Genomic DNA, 15,352 nt, shown 5'->3' on the forward strand with positions numbered 1-15,352 from the left:
CGCAGCCACCTGCCGCGCCGCAGTGCCCCGCGGCGGGTGGCAGCACGGAGGAGCTTGGGCTTCATGCTGGATAACTTGGGGTGTTACCTGTCGCGGGCAGGTTTGGGGGTGATTAAGTCATCATAGGAGAAGATCTCTCTGGGGCCGAGGTGTTTGACGTTGGGCTCGGTCACCTCGGTCCAGGTGGCGTTTAGCACCACCTGCCGCAGTTCGGGAGGAATCTCTCCGTAGTATGGAGCGCTTATTGAAAAGGTCCACAATCCGTCACTGCGCAACACGTAATAATCTTCACCGGATTGCTCTGATCCTTCGCCGAAGTTGTAATAGTACCCTATGGCGGGGTTGCCGTCGATGGACGTAATATCCAACTTCTTTACGTTGGCGGTGTGTGGGATTAGCCTGTCTTTCGCGTAGCTGAAGGCTTTCTCTGGTCCTTGTCGCGAGTGTATCCTGTACACGCCTGACTGTCCCAGGAAATGAACTTGTAAGCTTCCGGTTTTGTCTGATGTATCATCCGGTTTGCTGAAATATGCAACATCGTTTCGGTCGGGAGAGTCTTCGTAAGTGATTTTCCAGCCGGGCGGGGCGGTCAGGTTGATCTGGTCCCGCACGACCATGTCTCCCCGTTCGGTGAAACGCGTGGGGACGGGGGTGGGAACTATGCTTAGCGGATTAGAGGTGCAACCGGTGATGGCAATGGCGGCGATCAGGGCGGTGGTGAAGAGCTTGGGCTTCATGCTGGATAACTTGGGGTGTTACCTATCGCGGGCAGGTTTGGGGGTGATTAAGTCATCATAGGAGAAGATCTCTCTGGGGCCGAGGTGTTTGACGTTGGGCTCGGTCACCTCGGTCCAGGTGGCATTAAGCACCGCCTGCCGCAGTTCGGAGGGAATCTCGCCATAGCGTGGAGCGCGTATCGTAAATGCCCATAGTCCATCGCTGCGAAACACGTGATAATCTTCGTCGGATAGCTCTGACCCTTCGCCGAAGTCGTAATAGTATCCCACGGCTGGGTTGCCGTCGATGGACGTAATATTCAGCTTCTCTACGTGGGCGGTGCGCGGGATTAGTCTTTCTTTCGCGTAGCTGAAAGCCTTCTCTGGTCCTTGCCGTGAGCGTATTCTGTACACCCCTGACTGTCCCAGGAAATGAACTTGTAAGCTTCCGGTTTTGTCTGATGTATCATCCGGTTTGCTGAAATATGCAACATCGTTTCGGTCGGGAGAGTCTTCGTAAGTGATTTTCCAGCCGGGCGGTGCGGTCAGATTGATCTGGTCGCGCACGACCATGTCTCCCCGTTCGGTGAAGCGCGTGGGGACGGGGGTGGGGACTATGTTCAGCGGACTAGAGGTGCAGCCGGTGATGGCAATGGCGGCGATCAGGGCGGTGGTGAAGAGCTTGGGTTTCATGCTGAATAACTTGGGGTGTTACCTGTCGTGGGCAGGTTTGAGGGTGATTAAGTCATCATAGGAGAAGATGTCTCTGGGGCCGAGGATTTTGACCTTGGGTTCGGTCGCCTCGGTCTGGAGGTATTGACGATAGTCTCGCGCAACATGGTAGATGGCTGGGTGTTGGCAGGTAGGGGACATATTTGGGAGACGGTATAGGTGAGAGAGTGCGACTTGGTCGTGGTCCAGTATCTTTGGGGCGCAGGCGCGGATTATCAGTACTGCCACTAAGATTGCTGTCTGCAGGAGTGTCTTATAGTCGATGTCCCCTTAAAGATGTAGTCAGGGGCAACACTAATGTCAATATAGCCCCGCTTGTTTCTCACGAGAAAAATGCGCCATCTGAACCGAGAAATTTCACATTCGGTTCAGTTACCTTGGTCCAGGTGACATTAACCATTGCCTGGCGTAGCTCGGAAGGAATCGGAGAGTTTCTCGGGGAGCATAGGGTGAGCTTCCATATTCCATCATTGCGATATACGAGATATTCTTCGCATGTCTGAGTCATGTCACCTACTGTCAGGCTGTAAGTGTAGGCTAAGGCCGGGTGGCCGTTTAAGAATTTTGTGTCCAATATTTTTGTGGGTGTATCGGGTGGCGCCGACAGCTGGGCGGCTCTTTCCAGTGTCTCTTGTGGATTGCCTTTGTCTAATATTCTGAATATTCCATACTGGCTGAGGAATTCTGCTAGCAGCAATCCGCCATCCCGGGAATTTTTTCCAGGCATGCGAATTTCGGCGACGCTGTTACTTTCAGGGTCGTTCCAATATGTCAAGTGCCAATCGGGTGGAGCTGCAAGGCGAATTTCGTCACGTGTCACCATGTCTCCTCGTCTGAGGTAGTGTGTTGGGAGCGGAGTCGTTAACATATCCAACGGCTCCAGGGAGCAGCCGGTCATGGACAGGCATAGTCCGATGGCCAGGATGTAGACTAATTTACCGCTAGCCATGAGGATTTCCATTTATTTCCTTGTTGGCCTCATCTGATTGGGTCTTGTTTAAAATGCTTCCAGTTGAGAGCTGTTTATAGGGGTCGGAGAGAGTTGTTTCTTTTTCGATGAACTCTTTAAAGCTTTTTTGTTGTTCTTCCGTTTGCTCGGTTAAGGGTATTAGTTTGCCGGTGGTTGGGTCAAGTAGCTCTATGTAAGGAGTGACCGTATCGCCATTTTTATTAATAAACACTTCCTCTTCGGCTGCTTGAAGAAGGAAAGCTAAGGTGAGATGTTGCATGCTGTCTTTGCTGGCGGAGGCTAATAGCTTGGTGGCCTCGGTCATGGCGTCGGTGCTGGGAGGGGCGGCCAGGTAGCTTGAGGTGAACTGTTTGAGAAAGGGGATGGTGGCGGTAGCGAGCGGGTTCCCCGAGGTTAGTGGCGTGACAGCGGCAATCTTGCCCAATATTTGGCGGGTTTCAGAGTCCTGTTGAAAGTTTTCAAATGCGTCGTTGAGATTGTTGATTTCGGGAGCTCGATAGATGGCGTCGTGTAGGCGCTGCCACTTTTCAATTGCGTATGTTATTTTTTGGGGTTGCTGTTGATCGGTGGGTAGGGAAAAGGCTTCTTCAAGATCTTGGCGAAAGCCTACGATCGAAGCGTTTTGCAGCACCTCTAGCGGAGCGGGCGGATCGTTGGGATCAATAGTGACTGGTACCCGCGCCAGATCGCTAAGAAATCCTCCATCTGCTACTAGACGAGCAGCTTGGTGTGAATTGAGCAGCAGGTCTCTGCGATCGCCATCATGTGGCTGAACTGGCAAGATTTGCTTATCGGAATCCCAAAAATTGTGGTCTTTAAGGGAGTCGGCGATGCCTTCGATGTGGGGGGCGGTGATGTGGGCGGCCCAGTGGCGGAGGGCTTGGTTTTGGTCGCCGAAGAGGTGTTTGGATAGGTAGGCGGTTGCGTTGTGTTCGCTCAGGCCGGTGGAGTTGTCCATGCCGTCCATGTAGCCCACGAGGAATTCCCCGGCGACTTGGGCGCGGGTTTTGTCTACTTCTTCCCAGGCAGCGGTCTGGGCAGGGTTCATGCCTTCGGGTGGGGGCAAGGGCGCGGTGGCTTGGGCCAGGAGACGGCCAAGAGCATCCCCGCCGTCTTGGAATCCGGTGTTTAGGTATCCGAACTGGTTTACTACGCGGTGGCCGGTCAGGTAGCGCACGGTGCTGATGTCTTGCCCGGTTTTCGGGTCGGTCAGGGGTGAGTCGGACAGGAGGAAGTCGCGCAGGGCCGCGCGGCGGTCGTATTCGCGCTGCACGCTGGGGTCGGCCTGGCCCAGAGCAGCATCGGCGTCCTGGTCGATGACGGACTGCAGCGTGCTGTGCGGCCCGTCAGAGGCCAGGAACAGGGCATGTAATGGGTCTAGCAGGGGGGCGTGTTCGAGGGGAAAGAGTAGTTTTTGGTAGGGCAGGGAGTGAGTGCTTTGGTGTTGGCTGTGGCTCCAGTTGACCAGGGCACTGGCGGCCGATTGTTGCCCATCGGCCGGGCTGTAGAACTCCGGTCCGAGGGCGAGTTCGGGATTGTTGGTCGCCGCGTGGCCGACTAGTTGGGTAAAGACATCGAAATTGGTGAGCTGGTCGTTGAAGTGCGCGGTTGGGTCTACCCCTTTGGCGCCATCACGCCGTAGCTTGTCTAGGAAGTGGTCGGTGAGTTGGCCGGGGGTGTTGCCGTCTCGGTCATGTAAAGCACTGGAGGCCAGGTCGAAGAGGGACTGGGTTTGGGCATCGGTGAGGTTTTGTCCGCCGGTGGCCAGCACGAAGGTGGTGCCCAACAAGTCCAGCATTTCTTCTTTGCTGCGACTCCAGCCGCCGGTGTGGCCCTCCACGGTGAGGTCTTCTTCGGCCAGGTCCAACGCGAAGCCAGCTAACTGCTGGGGCGTGATGTACCGGGTCAGGGCGGTCACCACAAACGGGTCACGCAAACTCGCCCCATAGGTATCAAAAAACTCATTCAAATCCGTGTTGGTGTGGTGCCGATTACGCAGGAAGTCAGCAATCAGTGGGGCCTGCGCGTCGGCCTGCTCCCAACGGGCCTGGGCCGCCACCAGGGGAAAATCAGTGGCGGGGAACAAGTGCTGGGCCAGGGCCGCTCGCCCCCGCCCGGTCACACTGGCCGGGGCAATGGCCTCACACGCCCCGCCTATCTGCCCCGCGGCCTGACCGATAGTCTCATCCAGGCCCTCAAGCAGCCGCTCATACCGCCCAACAATGGCCTGCAACTGCCCATCACGCTGCTCCTCTAGACGCCCGGCCTCTACCGCGGCCTCCATCACGGCCTGCGTGGGATTAGCGCTCAGCGCTACCCGCTGGGCCACCTCGGTGTTCACCTGGTCAATCAAGCCCGCGTAATGCGTGACCACCTCCCGATACTCTTCCCACAAGTCCGGAATATCGGTGTCAACCGCCTGCTCATAAGCCGCCGCCACCGAATCAATAACCCCCGCCAAAGGCCCGATCTGGGCCGCCACCTCCCGCACCCGGACCCCCAACGCGGTGATCTGCCCCGTATACGCATCGGCTGCCTGCCCCACCCACCCCGGCACCCCACCACCCACATGCCCCCACACCTGCGTGGCCTGCAAACGAGAACGCAACCGATTAACATCATCCACCAACTCCGCCAACGCCCCCCGCGGATCCTCCGGCAAAGGCATCAACACCTCAGGATCACCTAGCGACACAGACCGCTCCCATCTCTTCAGCGATAATCCGCGCTTGGTCATTAATCAGCTGCTCGGTGGCATCGTGGTTGCCGATCGCCGATTCCAAACCGGAGCCATAGAGCGCGCACGCGTCGCTGAACTCGAACGTCACATCGCTGAGCAGCTCGCGCATGCTCTTGAGTGCCTGTTTCCACGCCCGCACGCCGTCGTTAGTGCCCCGCGGCAGATTCAACGCGCACCCGTCCGTGTTCCAACTTTCCAGAACCCGTCCGGCGAACGCAAACGACCGGCTATCGTGCCAATCACACTTGGCACTCACCCCGGCACTCTCGCGGGAGAACTCCAATGTCTCCACCCCAACCACCCTCCTCCTCGACGGCTAGCAGCAGCCTAGCAGCGGCGCTCACGGGCACGGAGGGCCTGTGGATAACAAAATCAAGCGTTTGAGCAGTCGAGGTCCAGGAGGCGTCGGCCAGCACCGTCAGCAGCCCAAAAGTACGGTTAATGGAGGGGATGGCCATTGCAGGCCACGCCGATGCCGGGCCGTGGCAAGGTGTCCTGAGCCGATATCTTCTGCGCTGCGCTGCGCCTGGCCTGTTGGCGGCGGCGTCTAGCTGTGCACGGCTCCCGGGGAATAACCGCCCGCTGGCGGGCACCATCAGGTCCTTGTGTCACCATCGTGTCCTTAAAACACCGAAATAAGGACATGGTGGTGAGCCAAGGACATGGTGGTGAGCCAAGGACATGGTGGTGAGCCGTCGGCGAGATGGCGGGACGCCATACATCCACCATGACGCGCAGCCTGTACGCGCATTTCTACCGCTAACCCCAAAAGTACTGCTGGTAATACTGTCCTGGCCCCTCCGCAGGGCGGCGGGCGCTCGCGCCGCGCCTAGCTGGGCCGCTCTTCGTCCTGGCCCCTCCGCAAGGGTGCCGGAACAGCGGTGGCCGGGCTGCGGAACGCTGCGCGCCCAGCACTTGTGCGTGGTGCCCCCAGTAGGACTCGAACCTACAACCAACGGATTAAAAGTCCGGAGCTCTGCCAATTGAGCTATAGGGGCGTAGCAACCATCTTAGCCTGATCTCTCGCGTGCTTCGCACCAGCGCGCGACAATGGGGTCACCCTACCGGACCGCAAAGGAGTCGAAGATGAGTTCCCCCGTACACCCCCGGCGCCCGGCGATGCTGGAACCTGCCGACGCTGAACAGATCCGGGGTGACAGTGACCCAGCGCTGCGCTCAGAAGCCGCGAGTGCCACCGCGCACGCCCTGCTGAGCGGATTGCCCTTGACCCGGGAGGACGCGGAGGACGCCTCCGCACTTTTGGACGACGCGGGCGAGGGCGGCTTGGACGCCATCGCCGAGTTGTGGTCGCGTAGTCCCGCCACCACTGCCCCCGGCGCCCTGTGGCGCCTATTTCTGGTGCGCGAATGGTGGTCTAGTGACCCTGCCCAATTCGAGTCTGCCGCCGAAGTTGCTGGGGTCGATGCCATGGTGCTGCACCGGCAGTTGGAGACATTGTTCACGGGCGGCGGCACGCAGGCCTTCCCGGCGCTGCTGGATGCCACGGCGGGGCTGGTACGACAACTGTCGCGCGCTCACGCCGATGCGCCGCGGCTGGCGGCGATGGCCGACGAGTTGGCGGCAGCTGCGGGCTTGGCAGGCGCGGGGCGGCTCGAATAGGAGGAGCGCATGGTCAACCCGTACTACCACGCCGGGCAGCTGCCGCCCCCGCTGCCACCGCGCAGCAACGCCCCGGGCATCATCTCCCTGATCTTGGGGCTTTTGCTGCTCTTCGGTGGGCCGTTCGCTGGCCTGCTGCTGGGAATGTGGGGGATCGCCGATCGGTTTCCGGAGTTTCTCGATCCGCCGGTGCACAGCGAGGAGATCTCGTTTACGGCCAAACAGGACGGGAAGTATCTGTTCATGGCCAGCGGTCCCGGTATTCCCGCCAACCGCTGCCTGGTGAAAGATGCTGCGGGTAACTTGCTCGGGCCGGAGGTCACCAACTCCAAACAGGAACTGACGCTCTTCATCGACCGGGAAGAATTAGTATTCCAGCCGGGCTTTGAGTTCCCGGTGCGGGCAAACGAGAGATACACCCTCAACTGTTACCCCGAGGAGGGGGTCGTCTTCACGGCGGTGCCGAAGATCGACATCGACTTCTTGCCCTTCGGTTCGGTGGCTGTGCTCATCGGTTTCTTCGCGGGCGGGATCATTGTGGGGATCATCCTGATAGTGGTTGGCATCGTCTTGCTGGTGCGCAACTCGCGCCACCGCCGCAACTACGAGTTCTATCGGATGCAGCAGTGGTCGGCAGGACCGCCGGGGCCCTACCCACCGCACGGCCCTTACTAGTGGCACGACAACGGGGTGGGGGCCAAGCGTTTTAGCTTGGCCCCCACCCCGGTAGCGGGTAGTGCCTAGTAAGGCACCACCAGGTGGAACAGCCAGTAGGTGCCGGCCGCGACCAGCGCCGAAGCGGGAATGGTCAAGAACCACGCGACGACGATGTTGCCAGCAACTCCCCACCGCACTGCTGACAGGCGGCGGGTGGCCCCCACCCCCATGATGGAGGCAGTGATCGTGTGTGTTGTCGAGACGGGGGCGTGGAACAGGTAGGCCGCACCGTACAGCACGGAGGCGGAAACCCCTTCAGCGACGAAACCACGGGCCGGATCAAGCTCGATAACCTTGCGGCCGAGGGTGCGCATAATGCGCCACCCGCCCGCGTAAGTACCTGCCGAAATCGCGATCGCGGCGGCCAGCTTTACCCAGGTCGGCACGATGATGCCGCCCTCGGCGTCAAACACTTTGTGGGTGGCACCGTAGCCGCCGGCGATGAGGGCCATAACAATTACCCCCATGGTCTTTTGGGCGTCTTGCAGGCCGTGCCCGAGCGCCATCATGGCGGCCGAGATGGTCTGCAGGATCCGGAAGCGCCGATTGGCTCGGTGGTAGGGGCGGTTTCGCACCAGCCACAGCACCAGCACCATCACCAGGTAGGCGGCGATGAAGCCGAAGACCGGCGAGGCAAACATGGGGATGACGACCTTTTCGAAGATCCCGCCCCACATGACGGTGGTGGACGACGCCAACCCCGCCCCCACTAGCCCGCCGATGAGGGCGTGGGAGGACGACGACGGCAAACCGAACCACCAGGTGATCATGTTCCACACGATGGCCCCCACGAGGGCGGCCAGGATGATCACGAGGCCGTGGATGGCCTGCTTCGGGTCAGAGGATTGGGTGAAGCCTTGGACATCAATGATGCCTTCCCCAATGGTCTTGGCTACCTCGGTGCCCAGCAGGGCCCCGATCACGTTCATGATCGCGGCCATGATGAGGGCCGCGCGGGGGGTCAAGGCCCGCGTAGACACGGAGGTCGCGATCGCGTTAGCAGCGTCGTGGAAACCGTTGGTGTAGTCAAAGACCAAAGCGATGACGATAACGGTGACGACGAGGAAGAGCGCGAGCGACACTCATGCCTCCTTGACTGCGATCGTTTCGATGACGTGGGCCAACACCTCAAAGTGGTCGATCGCGGACTCCAAGGACTTGGTGACGTCCTTGAGTTTGATGATCTGTATCGGGTCCGGTTCGGTCTCGAACAGGGACGCCAACATGTGGCGGTAAAGCTTGTCGCCGGCGTTCTCTAGGCGGTTGATTTCCAACCAATATTCCTTGAGGGACTGCAGGTCGCGCAGGCGGGGGATGGCGTCGTTGGTCAGGGCGGCGCATTGCGCAATGATCTCGACCATTTCCACCAGGTCTGAAGGCAGCTCACCGAGCTTGTACAGGTAGATCAAGTCACCGGCTTCGTCGATCTCGTCTACGCAGTCATCCAAGGTGGCAGCCAACTCGGCTAGGTCGTCACGGTCAAGGGGGGTGACGAACGTGGAGTTCATCCGCGTGAAAACTTCGTGGATGGCTTCGTCGGCGGCGTGCTCGGCGTCGTGGAGCGTTTTCAGATGTTCTTTGCGCTCTTGCCGATCGACCGTGGCAACGAGGCTGGTCAATGATTGGGAAGCAGCAACGAGGCTTTGTGCGACCTTGGCGTACAGGTCGAACAAGTGGCCATTGGTGGGGGTGGGGCGCAGTCGCACCGTCATCTCCTGGTCCGGGGTTAGGGTCACACCGACGAGTGGTTACCCGAGGGTGCAAGAAAAGTATGCACCCTGCGCTTGGTGATCGGCTCATTCGAGTGACAAATCCCGCGGCCCATCCGCTGAGTGGGCCTTTTGCTCCCACCATGCGAAACGAGAAAACCGCCCGGCGGGGCGGTTTTGTGGGGACGTCGGGCCGGAAGGCGCCAGTCGGCGCGAAGGCCGCTCGAAGCGGCTCTGGTTGGAGCCCGGGGCTTTCACGACCCGACGTCACCGTCAGCCTACCCCACACCCAAACCCAAGTGTCGAATGGGGGACAAATGTGCCACGATTTACTCGTGCAAGTTGCTGACCGCCCCCTGCCTGCCCGCCCGATTAACGCCCAGGCGCCGCGCACGAGCTGGCGTGTCGGATTCATCGAAGTGGCGCTGGCAGGAGCCATGGCCGGGGCCGGCTATCTGCACCAGTGGGGGCCTGCCGTGCTCGCTGGCCTGCTGATCTTGGTGTTTGCTCGCGGCTGGCCGCCCTTGATCTACGTGCCCTCCCGTCGGGGTGGCCCCATCGTGATCGCCCTAACTGGGCTGGTAGCCCTGTGTTTGATTGCCGCCACCCACAACCTGGCTTGGGCAGCTATCGCCATGGGGTTTGGGGTCATGGGGGCGTTCATCCACCAGATGATGCGGGAACCTGGGCGCAAGGGGCTAGTGGAGAGCGTGGCGGGCATCGTTACTGGCTGCACGGTGGCCCTCTGTGCCTCAGGATGGGTAGCGCTGACCGACAACTCCCGTATCAAGCCGATGCTGTACATCGGGCTGGCGTCGTTGGCGGCCGCCGCGTTAGCCGCCGCCGCCCCATTGCCGAGCGTGGCCCGCAACCTGGTGACCGTGGGGGCGGGGGCGGCGGCGGGGGCCGCGGTTTCTGGCCCGCTGCTGCAACTGCGACCCTACGTCGAAGCCCTGCTGCCCTTTGCCCCTGAGTGGACGGGATTCGTCACCGGGGCCCTGACCGGGGCGGTTATTGCGATGTTGCGCACCAACGTGTGGAAGATCCTCTACCACCGGCACGGTGGCTTTAAGTTGACCACCGATGTCGCTGCTGCCCTCGTGTTACCGGTGCTGGTGTTGGGCTTGCCCTTTTACGCGGTGGCGCGAGCCGTAACCGGCTGACTGCCTCGCGGGCCTGCTCGGCGTAGGGTGGGCCCATGACAATGACTCTGCCTGAGGGCCTCGCGCCCGAAACATATCCGCTTGCTTGGCTCGTCGGCACGTGGCGCGGATTCGGGGAACTGGCTTACCCCGGCATCGACGCGACCCTCGTGCTGCACGACATCACGTTCGACCACGACGGGGGTCCCTACCTGCGGCAGGTGTGGACCATTTGGTCCACCGATCCCGCGGGGCACGCGGCCCTCCGGAACGACGCCACGGGCGCCGTCAACGTCGAGGTGGGGGGCGCCGAGGGGTACGGCGCGCTCACCCCGACCCAGATCTGGTCCACCGAGACCACCTATTGGCGGGTCCTGCCGGGAGCAGCCCCGGCCCCGGAAGGAGCTGGCACCGACGCCATTCCCGCCAGCCTGGAGTTGGTGAGTGCCGACCCGGCCGGGCACGTGGGCACCTGGACCGGTTCCGTGGCGGGCCCGCGGATCGAAGTTTCCAGCCAGTGTGTGTGCGCCACCCCGCAGGCCGCCCAAGTTGACTCGATGCGGCGCTTCTTCGGGCTAGTCAACTCCGAGCTGATGGTGGTCAGCTACCTGGCGGCTTTCGGCAATGAAGAAAGTCCCTACTTCTCCGGCCGATTGGCGCGCGTGTCATGACGCTGCCCGCGCTGCACCCGGACGCGGTGGCACCGACGGACGTCACCGGCCCCTATCTGGCCGCCCACTACGGGCAGGTGGCTAGTGAGTACGCGGCCTTAGTCGCGGGACGGGGGCTGGTTATTCGCTCCGATCTAGAGATCGTCGCTGTCTCGGGACCAGATCGGCAGTCGTGGCTCACCACCCTGGCTAGCAACGTCGTGCGGGAACAGCAACCGGGACAGAGTCGCGAGCTGCTGATCCTGGACCCGAACGGACGTATTGAGACCGCCGCCGGGGTGATTGACGACGGGGCCACCACCTTCCTTATTCTGGACGCCGGTAACGCCGAGCCCACCGTCGCCTTCCTTGAATCGATGCGCTTCATGCTGCGGGTGGAGGTGCAACGCCGCACTGATCTGGCCGCTGTCGGGGCGGCCTTGCAGGTCGGCGGTGACCGGGAGGCGGCCGCCGGGCAATTGGCCCACACTTTGGCCTTCCCGGGGGCGGTCGGTACGCCGTGGATAGACCCGTGGCCGGGCACCTGCGAGGGGGGCGCCACCTACTACTCCGGGGCCCACCCGGGGGCGGACTACGTCGTCGGCCTGAGCCTGGTGCCAGTGGCGAACTTGCCGCAGCTGGCAGCCGCCTGGAGCCAGCACGGTAGCTTGGCCGGGCTACTGGCCTGGGAGGCCCTGCGGATCGAACGGTGGCGCCCAAGTTGGCGGCGCGAGGTCGATGCGCGCAGCGTGCCACACGAACTGGATTGGTTGCGCACCGCCGTGCACCTGCAAAAGGGCTGCTACCGCGGGCAGGAATCGGTTGCCCGCATCGTCAACCTGGGCCGCCCGCCGCGGCGCCTGGCGTTCCTCCACCTGGACGGATCGCTCGACGTGCTGCCCGGCCCCGGCTCACCCCTGCGGGGCGGGCCGCGCGACCGCGAGGTGGGGCACGTGACCTCTAGTGTCTTGCACCCCGAACTCGGGCCGATCGCGCTGGCATTGCTCAAACGCGGCGTCGAGCCAACCGCGGAGCTGACGTGTCTGGCTGACGTGCCTGGGCGTCCCACGCCGGTAGAGGTCCCGGCCACCCAGACGGAGATCGTTAACGTGGAAGGCAAATCCTCGGTGTCTCCGGCGCAGCGGCCCGGCGCTGAACTGCGGGGACACCACTGATGCGGGCCGTGCTGACTCGCGTGCAGTCCGCCTCCGTGCGGGTGGACGGGCAGCAGATCGCCGCCCTGCCCGGGCCAGGGTTGCTGGCCCTAGTCGGGGTGCACGTGGACGACACCGCCGCCGACGCCGAATACCTCGCGCGGAAGATCGCCGACCTGCGGATCCTGGCCGACGAAGCTAGCGCCGTCGAGGTCGGTGCCCCCGTGCTGGTGGTCTCCCAGTTCACGCTGCACGGTGCCACACGGAAGGGACGGCGCCCCTCCTGGGGGGCGGCCGCTCCCGCCCCGGTTGCACAGCCGCTGGTGGAACGGGTCTGCCAGTTACTACGCGAGCGGGGCCTGCCCGTGGAGACCGGGCGGTTTGGCGCCATGATGGAGGTCGCCAGCGTCAACGACGGCCCCTTCACGGTGTTGCTGGATTCCCGCGCCTAGCCGTTGGCGGGGGAGCTGCTCGCCCTCGGTGAACATTCGGCCTGACTCTCACGCCCGAGGCGAAAACCGCGAAACGGGCCGCGGCTGCGTCGCTAGGGTTGAGCGAACGCCGGGTGAAGTGCGCCCGCGCTGAGGGAGGATGCATGTTTGAGCGCTATACGGACCGTGCCCGCCGCGTCGTCGTGCTATCGCAGGACGAGGCGCGTCGACTTGAGCACAACTACATCGGCACCGAACACCTCCTGCTGGGGCTAATCGCCGAAGGGGAAGGCGTGGCGGCCAAGGCCCTGGAGCAGATGGATATCACCCTGGAAGCGGTGCGCGCCGAGGTGGTGGAACAGATCGGCTCTGATGGTCCCGCGCCGAAGAACAATCTGCCTTTCACTCCGCACGTGAAGACGGTATTCCAGCTGGCGCTGCGGGAAGCGCTGCAACTGGGACACAACTACATCGGCACCGAACACCTCCTGCTGGGGTTGTTGAAGGAGTCCGACGGGGTCGCCACCAAGGTCCTTACCAACTTGGGGGCCAACATCGGCCAGATTCGGGACACCGTGCTGCAGATGGTCTCCGACCACCAGGGCAAGACCCCGGTGTCGGCGGGGGGACCGAAGGAGGCCGTGCCGTCGGGCTCGGCGGTGCTTGACCAGTACGGCCGGAACCTGTCGCAGGCGGCCCGGGAAGGCAAGCTTGACCCGGTGATCGGGCGGGCGGCCGAAATGGAGCGGGTCATGCAGATCCTCTCGCGCCGCACCAAGAACAACCCGGTTCTTATCGGTGAACCCGGGGTCGGTAAGACCGCCGTGGTCGAAGGGCTGGCGCAGGCGATCGTGCGCGGTGACGTGCCAGAGACGCTGAAGGACAAGCAGCTCTACAGCCTCGACATGGGTTCCCTGGTGGCGGGCTCGCGCTACCGCGGTGACTTCGAAGAACGCCTGAAGAAGGTGCTGAAGGAGATTCGCACTCGCGGCGACATCATTCTGTTCATCGACGAGATCCACGTGCTGGTGGGGGCCGGGGCGGCTGAGGGGGCGGTCGATGCCGCCTCGATCCTGAAGCCAATGCTGGCGCGCGGTGAACTGCAGACCATCGGGGCCACCACCCTGGATGAGTACCGCAAGCACATTGAGAAGGACCCGGCACTGGAGCGGCGTTTCCAGCCGGTGCGCGTCGAACAGCCGGACCTGGAGCAAACCGTGGCCATCCTGAAGGGGCTGCGGGATCGGTACGAGGCGCACCACCGCGTGATGATCACCGACGAAGCCATCCAGGCCGCTGTGACGCTGTCCGACCGCTACGTTAACGATCGGTTCCTGCCGGATAAGGCCATCGACCTAGTCGACGAGGCGGGGGCCCGGCTGCGCATTCGCCGCATGACGGCACCGCCGGAGCTGCGGGAGATGGACGAAAAGATCGCCGAATTGCGGCGCTTGAAGGAGTCGGCGATCGACGACCAGGACTTCGAAAAGGCCGCCGGGTTACGTGACCAGGAGAAGCGCCTGGTGACGCAGCGTGAAGAAAAGGACAAGGCTTGGCGCAACGGAGACCTCGACGATATCGCGGAGGTCGACGAAGACTTGATTGCCGAGGTGTTGGCGATGGCGACCGGTATCCCGGTGGTCAAGCTGACCGAGGCAGAGTCCGCCAAGCTCTTGAAGATGGAGGACGCGTTGCACAAGCGCGTCATTGGGCAGGACGCCGCCATCAAGGCCCTGTCGCAGGCCATCCGCCGCACGCGCGCCGGGTTGAAGGACCCGCGGCGCCCCGGAGGGTCGTTCATTTTCGCCGGGCCCACGGGCGTGGGGAAGACGGAGCTAGCCAAGGCGCTCGCCGAGTTCCTCTTCGGCGACGAGGACGCCCTGATCACCCTGGACATGTCGGAGTACGGTGAGAAGCACACCGCTTCGCGTCTGTTCGGCTCCCCGCCTGGCTACGTCGGCTACGACGAGGGCGGGCAGCTGACGGAGAAGGTGCGGCGCAAGCCCTTCTCGGTGGTGCTCTTCGACGAGGTAGAAAAGGCGCACGCCGACATCTTCAACTCGCTGCTACAGATCCTGGAAGAAGGCCGCTTGACGGACTCGCAGGGCCGGGTGGTCGACTTCAAGAACACCGTCATCATCATGACGACAAACCTGGGTACTCGTGAGATCGGCAAGGGGGTGCTCACCGGCTTCCAGGCAGACGGCGACGTCGCCACCAACTACCAGCGCATGCAAACCAAGGTGCGGGAGGAGCTGCGGCAACACTTCCGGCCGGAGTTCCTCAACCGCGTGGATGAGATCCTGATCTTCCCGCAGTTGGAGAAGCCGGAGATCGCCCAGATCGTTGACCTGATGATGGCGCGGTTGGATGAGCGCATGCGGGACCAGGACATGCAACTGGAACTGACCGAAGCTGCGCGCGCGCTGCTGGTGGAGAAGGGCTACGACCCAGTGCTCGGCGCCCGGCCGTTGCGGCGGGCGATCCAGCGCGAGATCGAGGATGCCCTCAGCGAGAAGATTCTGTTCGGTGAGATCAAGCCGGGGCAGAAGGTAATCGTTGACGCGGAAGGGGAGGGCCCGCTGGGTGAGTTCGTCTTCCGGACGTTCGCGGAGGAGCCCATCGCGGAGCTGGTGGGGGCGGAGGGGCAGGGCGCTGCCGAGCCCCCGCGCGGTCGCCACGCTGCGGACGCCCCGCACGACGCCTAACCAGCGTTAGCCCAAGGGAGGTGGGCCCGGAAAGTCCGGGCCCACCTCCCTTTTCTGCTCGGC

Annotated in this window: 14 protein-coding genes and 1 tRNA gene; 7 read left to right on the top strand and 8 right to left on the bottom strand. The window is 62.5% G+C overall.

Translation table 11 applies throughout. The features are described from left to right. Positions 1 to 83: 83 nt before the first annotated feature. The 6 genes from BSZ40_RS00290 to BSZ40_RS00310 all read right to left on the bottom strand — a co-directional run bounded on the left by BSZ40_RS00290 (position 84) and on the right by BSZ40_RS00310 (position 6,156). Positions 84 to 737 carry a hypothetical protein gene (locus BSZ40_RS00290; RefSeq protein ID WP_073822114.1) on the bottom strand — a complete coding sequence of 218 codons (654 nt, stop codon included), beginning with the start codon at positions 735 to 737 and terminating at the stop codon, positions 84 to 86. Between the two features lie 18 nt (positions 738 to 755). Then, positions 756 to 1,409, bottom strand: coding sequence for a hypothetical protein (locus BSZ40_RS00295; protein ID WP_073822116.1), 654 nt, complete (start codon positions 1,407 to 1,409; stop codon positions 756 to 758). Between the two features lie 361 nt (positions 1,410 to 1,770). Next, a complete protein-coding gene (locus tag BSZ40_RS11415) occupies positions 1,771 to 2,409 on the bottom strand; it encodes a hypothetical protein (RefSeq protein ID WP_143180826.1) in 639 nt (212 codons plus the stop codon). Next, a complete protein-coding gene (locus BSZ40_RS00300) occupies positions 2,390 to 5,113 on the bottom strand; it encodes a hypothetical protein (protein WP_073822118.1) in 2,724 nt (907 codons plus the stop codon). Before BSZ40_RS00300 ends, BSZ40_RS11415 begins: the two co-directional genes overlap by 20 nt. Then, positions 5,100 to 5,450: a hypothetical protein gene (locus tag BSZ40_RS00305; protein WP_073822696.1), complete on the bottom strand. Its 351-nt coding sequence runs from the start codon at positions 5,448 to 5,450 to the stop codon at positions 5,100 to 5,102. The genes BSZ40_RS00300 and BSZ40_RS00305 overlap by 14 nt, the downstream gene beginning before the upstream one ends. A gap of 630 nt (positions 5,451 to 6,080) precedes the next feature. After that, positions 6,081 to 6,156: transfer RNA gene (locus BSZ40_RS00310), tRNA-Lys, on the bottom strand. Positions 6,157 to 6,244: 88 nt separating this feature from the next. Between BSZ40_RS00310 and BSZ40_RS00315 the strand changes: the two genes are divergently transcribed. Beyond that, positions 6,245 to 6,778 (top strand): hypothetical protein, encoded by a 534-nt coding sequence (locus tag BSZ40_RS00315; protein WP_073822120.1) that lies wholly within the window; start codon positions 6,245 to 6,247, stop codon positions 6,776 to 6,778. Between the two features lie 9 nt (positions 6,779 to 6,787). Further along, positions 6,788 to 7,453, top strand: a complete 666-nt coding sequence (locus BSZ40_RS00320) for a hypothetical protein (RefSeq protein WP_073822122.1) — start codon at positions 6,788 to 6,790, stop codon at positions 7,451 to 7,453. Positions 7,454 to 7,518: 65 nt separating this feature from the next. Here the strand turns inward: BSZ40_RS00320 and BSZ40_RS00325 are convergent, their stop codons facing one another. Both BSZ40_RS00325 and BSZ40_RS00330 read right to left on the bottom strand, forming a co-directional pair. Further along, positions 7,519 to 8,577: an inorganic phosphate transporter gene (locus BSZ40_RS00325; protein WP_073822124.1), complete on the bottom strand. Its 1,059-nt coding sequence runs from the start codon at positions 8,575 to 8,577 to the stop codon at positions 7,519 to 7,521. Further along, positions 8,578 to 9,231: a DUF47 domain-containing protein gene (locus BSZ40_RS00330; RefSeq protein ID WP_245793733.1), complete on the bottom strand. Its 654-nt coding sequence runs from the start codon at positions 9,229 to 9,231 to the stop codon at positions 8,578 to 8,580. Between the two features lie 290 nt (positions 9,232 to 9,521). On the opposite strand from BSZ40_RS00330, the gene BSZ40_RS00335 reads away from it, so the two are divergent. From BSZ40_RS00335 to BSZ40_RS00355, 5 genes are all read left to right on the top strand, one after another. Next, positions 9,522 to 10,367 carry a hypothetical protein gene (locus tag BSZ40_RS00335; RefSeq protein ID WP_124852798.1) on the top strand — a complete coding sequence of 282 codons (846 nt, stop codon included), beginning with the start codon at positions 9,522 to 9,524 and terminating at the stop codon, positions 10,365 to 10,367. Between the two features lie 35 nt (positions 10,368 to 10,402). Continuing rightward, entirely contained in the window at positions 10,403 to 11,017 is a 615-nt protein-coding gene (locus BSZ40_RS00340; RefSeq protein WP_073822128.1) for a heme-binding beta-barrel domain-containing protein, read from the top strand. Next, the gene (gene ygfZ / locus BSZ40_RS00345) at positions 11,014 to 12,171 is read left to right on the top strand and encodes a CAF17-like 4Fe-4S cluster assembly/insertion protein YgfZ (protein ID WP_073822130.1); all 1,158 of its coding nucleotides are present in this window, start codon (positions 11,014 to 11,016) and stop codon (positions 12,169 to 12,171) included. The genes BSZ40_RS00340 and ygfZ overlap by 4 nt, the downstream gene beginning before the upstream one ends. Continuing rightward, positions 12,171 to 12,602 carry a D-aminoacyl-tRNA deacylase gene (gene dtd / locus BSZ40_RS00350; protein WP_073822131.1) on the top strand — a complete coding sequence of 144 codons (432 nt, stop codon included), beginning with the start codon at positions 12,171 to 12,173 and terminating at the stop codon, positions 12,600 to 12,602. The genes ygfZ and dtd overlap by 1 nt, the downstream gene beginning before the upstream one ends. A 143-nt stretch (positions 12,603 to 12,745) precedes the next feature. Further along, positions 12,746 to 15,289, top strand: coding sequence for an ATP-dependent Clp protease ATP-binding subunit (locus BSZ40_RS00355; protein WP_073822133.1), 2,544 nt, complete (start codon positions 12,746 to 12,748; stop codon positions 15,287 to 15,289). Positions 15,290 to 15,352: the final 63 nt, after the last annotated feature.

Origin of the sequence: Buchananella hordeovulneris, from assembly GCF_001907235.1 — a bacterium.
GTDB lineage: Bacteria > Actinomycetota > Actinomycetes > Actinomycetales > Actinomycetaceae > Buchananella > Buchananella hordeovulneris.

Bases quoted from the DNA above. Each gene is read 5' to 3' on its own strand.
- BSZ40_RS00320 (WP_073822122.1), top strand. From the start codon at position 6,788: ATGGTCAACCCGTACTACCACGCCGGGCAGCTGCCGCCCCCGCTGCCA.
- BSZ40_RS00340 (WP_073822128.1), top strand. From the start codon at position 10,403: ATGACAATGACTCTGCCTGAGGGCCTCGCGCCCGAAACATATCCGCTT.
- dtd (WP_073822131.1), top strand. From the start codon at position 12,171: ATGCGGGCCGTGCTGACTCGCGTGCAGTCCGCCTCCGTGCGGGTGGAC.
- BSZ40_RS00355 (WP_073822133.1), top strand. From the start codon at position 12,746: ATGTTTGAGCGCTATACGGACCGTGCCCGCCGCGTCGTCGTGCTATCG.
- BSZ40_RS00335 (WP_124852798.1), top strand. From the start codon at position 9,522: ATGTGCCACGATTTACTCGTGCAAGTTGCTGACCGCCCCCTGCCTGCC.
- BSZ40_RS11415 (WP_143180826.1), bottom strand. From the start codon at position 2,409: ATGGAAATCCTCATGGCTAGCGGTAAATTAGTCTACATCCTGGCCATC.
- BSZ40_RS00315 (WP_073822120.1), top strand. From the start codon at position 6,245: ATGAGTTCCCCCGTACACCCCCGGCGCCCGGCGATGCTGGAACCTGCC.
- BSZ40_RS00295 (WP_073822116.1), bottom strand. From the start codon at position 1,409: ATGAAACCCAAGCTCTTCACCACCGCCCTGATCGCCGCCATTGCCATC.
- BSZ40_RS00290 (WP_073822114.1), bottom strand. From the start codon at position 737: ATGAAGCCCAAGCTCTTCACCACCGCCCTGATCGCCGCCATTGCCATC.
- ygfZ (WP_073822130.1), top strand. From the start codon at position 11,014: ATGACGCTGCCCGCGCTGCACCCGGACGCGGTGGCACCGACGGACGTC.